This window comes from Pseudomonas sp. 18.1.10, from assembly GCF_024655625.1.
Classification (GTDB): Bacteria; Pseudomonadota; Gammaproteobacteria; order Pseudomonadales; family Pseudomonadaceae; genus Aquipseudomonas.
The window spans coordinates 1-3272 of record NZ_JANLGL010000369.1 but is presented as its reverse complement, the minus strand read 5'-3'; the positions used below and the strand labels follow the sequence as shown (position 1 = coordinate 3272).

The 3272-nt window shown below is 59.8% G+C and carries 4 protein-coding genes; all 4 read right to left on the bottom strand.

What is annotated here, in order from left to right:
- Positions 1 to 94 precede the first annotated feature (94 nt).
- The 4 genes from NUV89_RS28720 to NUV89_RS28705 are packed head-to-tail and all read right to left on the bottom strand — an operon-like array spanning position 95 to position 3024.
- Complete coding sequence (locus NUV89_RS28720; RefSeq protein WP_257783978.1) at positions 95 to 949, bottom strand: transporter substrate-binding domain-containing protein; 855 nt, start codon at positions 947 to 949, stop codon at positions 95 to 97.
- Positions 946 to 1722, bottom strand: coding sequence for an amino acid ABC transporter ATP-binding protein (locus NUV89_RS28715; RefSeq protein ID WP_257783977.1), 777 nt, complete (start codon positions 1720 to 1722; stop codon positions 946 to 948). The genes NUV89_RS28720 and NUV89_RS28715 overlap by 4 nt, the downstream gene beginning before the upstream one ends.
- Positions 1719 to 2378, bottom strand: a complete 660-nt coding sequence (locus NUV89_RS28710) for an amino acid ABC transporter permease (protein ID WP_197626046.1) — start codon at positions 2376 to 2378, stop codon at positions 1719 to 1721. The genes NUV89_RS28715 and NUV89_RS28710 overlap by 4 nt, the downstream gene beginning before the upstream one ends.
- On the bottom strand, positions 2359 to 3024 hold the full coding sequence (locus NUV89_RS28705; protein WP_003187615.1) for an amino acid ABC transporter permease: 666 nt from the start codon (positions 3022 to 3024) through the stop codon (positions 2359 to 2361). The genes NUV89_RS28710 and NUV89_RS28705 overlap by 20 nt, the downstream gene beginning before the upstream one ends.
- Between the last annotated feature and the right edge of the window lie 248 nt (positions 3025 to 3272).

The window sequence follows — 3272 nt, the reverse complement described above, 5'->3', positions numbered from 1 at the left end:
CACATTTTCCCGCATTCCAAAGGTAGAACTCGGTCAAATGTGGGAGCGGGCTTGCTCGCGAAAGCGGTAGTTCAGTCACCACAGGAGCAAAGGATCAACCCTGCCACTTACCGCCCTCAACAATCACACTCTCAGGCTTGGTGTCATCGCTCAGCTCTTTACGCACATATTGGTCATACAGCTTGAGCAAGAACTTCTCCTCACCCAACTTCGCCAACTCGGCATTCACCCAGTCACGCAGTTCGATGTTGCCCTTCTTCACCGCGGGTGCAATCGGCGCTTCATCACCGAGTTTCTCTTCCAGCACGCGATAACCCGGGTTCTGCTTGGCCCAGCTGAACAGCACCAGGTTGTCTTGCGCATAGGCATCACCACGGCCGGCCGGCAGCGCTTGCAGCGATTCGGAGTTTTTCTCGAACTTGAGCAGTTTCCAGTCCGGGTGGTTTTTGGTCAGCCAAATATCGGCGGTGGTGCCGGTGGTGACGATGGTGGTGCGGGTCGCCAGGTCATCCAGGCTTTTCACCACACTGTCGTTGGGCACCAGGGCCTGCACTGCGACTTTCAGGTTGGGGTTGGTGAAGTCCACCGCTTCCTTGCGCTCCGGGGTCACGGTCATGTTGGCGAGGATCAGGTCGACCTTGTCGCTTTGCAGGAACGGAATACGGCTGGCCGGCTCGACGGCGACGAATTCGACTTTGTTTTCATCGCCCAGCAAATCCTTGGCGAATTGGCGGCCGATGTCGGTATCGAAGCCGACGTAGCGCCCGGCTTCGTTCACAAAGCCGAACGGCGGTTTGTCGGTGAATACGCCGACGATCAGCTTGTCGCGGGCCTTGATCTTGTCGATAGCGCTCGCGGCAGCGGCGACGGGTTTGGCAGGCTCTTCGGCCTTTTTATCGCAGCCGGCCAGCAGGGCGACGGCAAACAGTGGCAGCAGTAGTTTTTTCATGTCAGCTCCAGTTCCTTGGTCTTTTTGGGCAGTGTTGAAACAAAGGAGAACTTCTCCAGGAACTGCTGCGCGCGTGCGGTCTGCGGGTTCGTAAAGAATGCCTCGGGGGTGTTGTGTTCGAGGATGCGACCGGCCTCCATAAACACCACGCGGTCGGCGACGGCGCGGGCGAAGGCCATTTCATGGGTGACGATCAGCAGGGTCATGCCATCGCGGGCCAGGCCCTGGATCACTTCCAGCACTTCCTTGACCATTTCCGGGTCGAGGGCGGCGGTGACTTCGTCAAACAGCATGACCTGCGGGTTCATGCACAGCGAACGGACGATGGCGATACGTTGCTGCTGCCCGCCCGAAAGCTGGCGCGGGAAGGCGTCGCGCTTGTCGGCCAGGCCCACGCGCTCCAGGAGTTTTTCGGCCTGTTCGCGGGCTTCGCGGGGGTCGCGTTTTTGCACTTTCAGCGGGCCGAGCAGGATGTTGTCGAGCACGCTCATGTGCGGGAACAGGTGGTAGCTCTGGAACACCATGCCGATGTCCTGGCGCACTTGGCGCCAGTCGGTTTTTTTGTCCAACAGCTCGTTTCCGGCGAAACGCAGGCTGCCGCTGTGGGCGACTTCCAGCCCGTTCAGGCAACGCAGCAAGGTGCTTTTGCCACAGCCGCTGGGGCCGAGGATCACCACCACTTCGCCGCTGTGCACGCGCAGGTCGATGCCCTTGAGCACCTGCGCTTCGCCGAAATATTTGTTGAAACCCTGGAACTCGATCAATGCGCTCATGCTTGGGCCCAGCGCCGTTCCAGCACCTTGGAGGCGGCCGACAACGGGTAGCAGATAAAGAAGAAAAACAGGAACAGCACGCCGTAAATCAACACGGATTCGTAGGTGCGTTCGATGATTTGCTGGCCGACCTTGATGACGTCCACCACGCCGATCAGCACCGCCAGGGAGCTGGTCTTGATGATGCGCGTGTAGACGTTGATGGTCGGCGGCGTCATGCGCTTGAGTGCCTGGGGCAGCAGCACGTAGCCGTACAACTGCGGGTCGGACAGGCCAATCGACAAACCCGCTTCACGCTGGCCCCGGGGCAGCGAATGCAGGGCGCCGCGCACCACTTCGCCGACTTCACTGGCGCCCCACAGCGACAGCACCAGCACCGCGCACCAGAAGCTCGGAATACTGAGGCCGAAGAAAATCGGCAGGCCGAAAAACAGCAGGTACAGCCACACCAGCACCGGGATCGCGCGGAACAGCTCCAGATACACCCGCAACACCGCGTTGATCACCGTGTTGTTCAGGGTGCGCAACACACCGTACAACACGCCGCCGACCGTACTGAAGGCGATGCTCAAGAACGAAATCGACAGGGTTTGCGCAGCGCCCTTGCCCAGTTGCGGCAACGACACCCACAACAACTCAAGACCCGAACTGGCCATGCTGGAGCCTCCTTTCCAGGCGGCTGAGCAGCAGCGACAGCGGCAGGAACAGCAGCACGCAGATCAGCGTCAGCACGGCGAGCATTTCGTAGGTCTTGTAGTACAGCGCGATGTAGCTCTTGGTGGTGTAGAGAATCTCCGGCACCGCCACGGCAGAAACCACAGTGGTTTCCTTGAGCAGAAAGATGAAATTGGCGAACAGCGCCGGCAGGCTGAGGATGCCGGCCTGGGGCAGGATCACATGGCGCAGCAGCTGCCAGTCGGACAGGCCGATGGACTTGCCCGACTCGATCTGCGCCAGCGGCACCGCTTCCACCCCGGCGCGCAGCACTTCGGTGAGGTAGGCGCCGCCGAGAAAGGTCATGGTGATGATCGCCGCCCAGAACCCGGAGATATTGAAACCCAGGGCCGGCAGGGCGAAGTAGACGAAAAACAGTTGGATCAGCAACGGCGTATTGCGCGCCAGCTCCACGTACAGCGCCACCAGGCGCGACAGGTACGGCGTGCGAAACACCAGCAGCGCGGCGTTGATAAGCGCCACCAGCAGCGAGGTGGCAATGGCGATCAGGCCCACTTGCAGCGTCACCCCCACGGCTTTTAAAAACGCCGGCAGGGTGCTGAGGATAAAAGCGAAATCGAAGGTCATCGGCAGTCCAAAACGCCGCAGGGGTAAGGCGGCGTGCGCGGTTCGATCCGGCGTGGGTAACGTCGGGTAGCGCAGACTTTAAAGGTATAAAAACAAATATTTAAATACCTAAATAGCATATTGATATCACGCAAAAACCTAACCCCGAAGGCGCCGGGTTTTAAGGCCCTGCACAAATCCCCTGTGGGAGCGGGCTTGCTCGCGAAGGCGCTGTGTCAGTCGACGAATGCATTGGCTGAACCACCGCA

Bases quoted from the DNA above. Each gene is read 5' to 3' on its own strand.
- NUV89_RS28710 (WP_197626046.1), bottom strand. From the start codon at position 2,378: ATGGCCAGTTCGGGTCTTGAGTTGTTGTGGGTGTCGTTGCCGCAACTG.
- NUV89_RS28715 (WP_257783977.1), bottom strand. From the start codon at position 1,722: ATGAGCGCATTGATCGAGTTCCAGGGTTTCAACAAATATTTCGGCGAA.
- NUV89_RS28720 (WP_257783978.1), bottom strand. From the start codon at position 949: ATGAAAAAACTACTGCTGCCACTGTTTGCCGTCGCCCTGCTGGCCGGC.
- NUV89_RS28705 (WP_003187615.1), bottom strand. From the start codon at position 3,024: ATGACCTTCGATTTCGCTTTTATCCTCAGCACCCTGCCGGCGTTTTTA.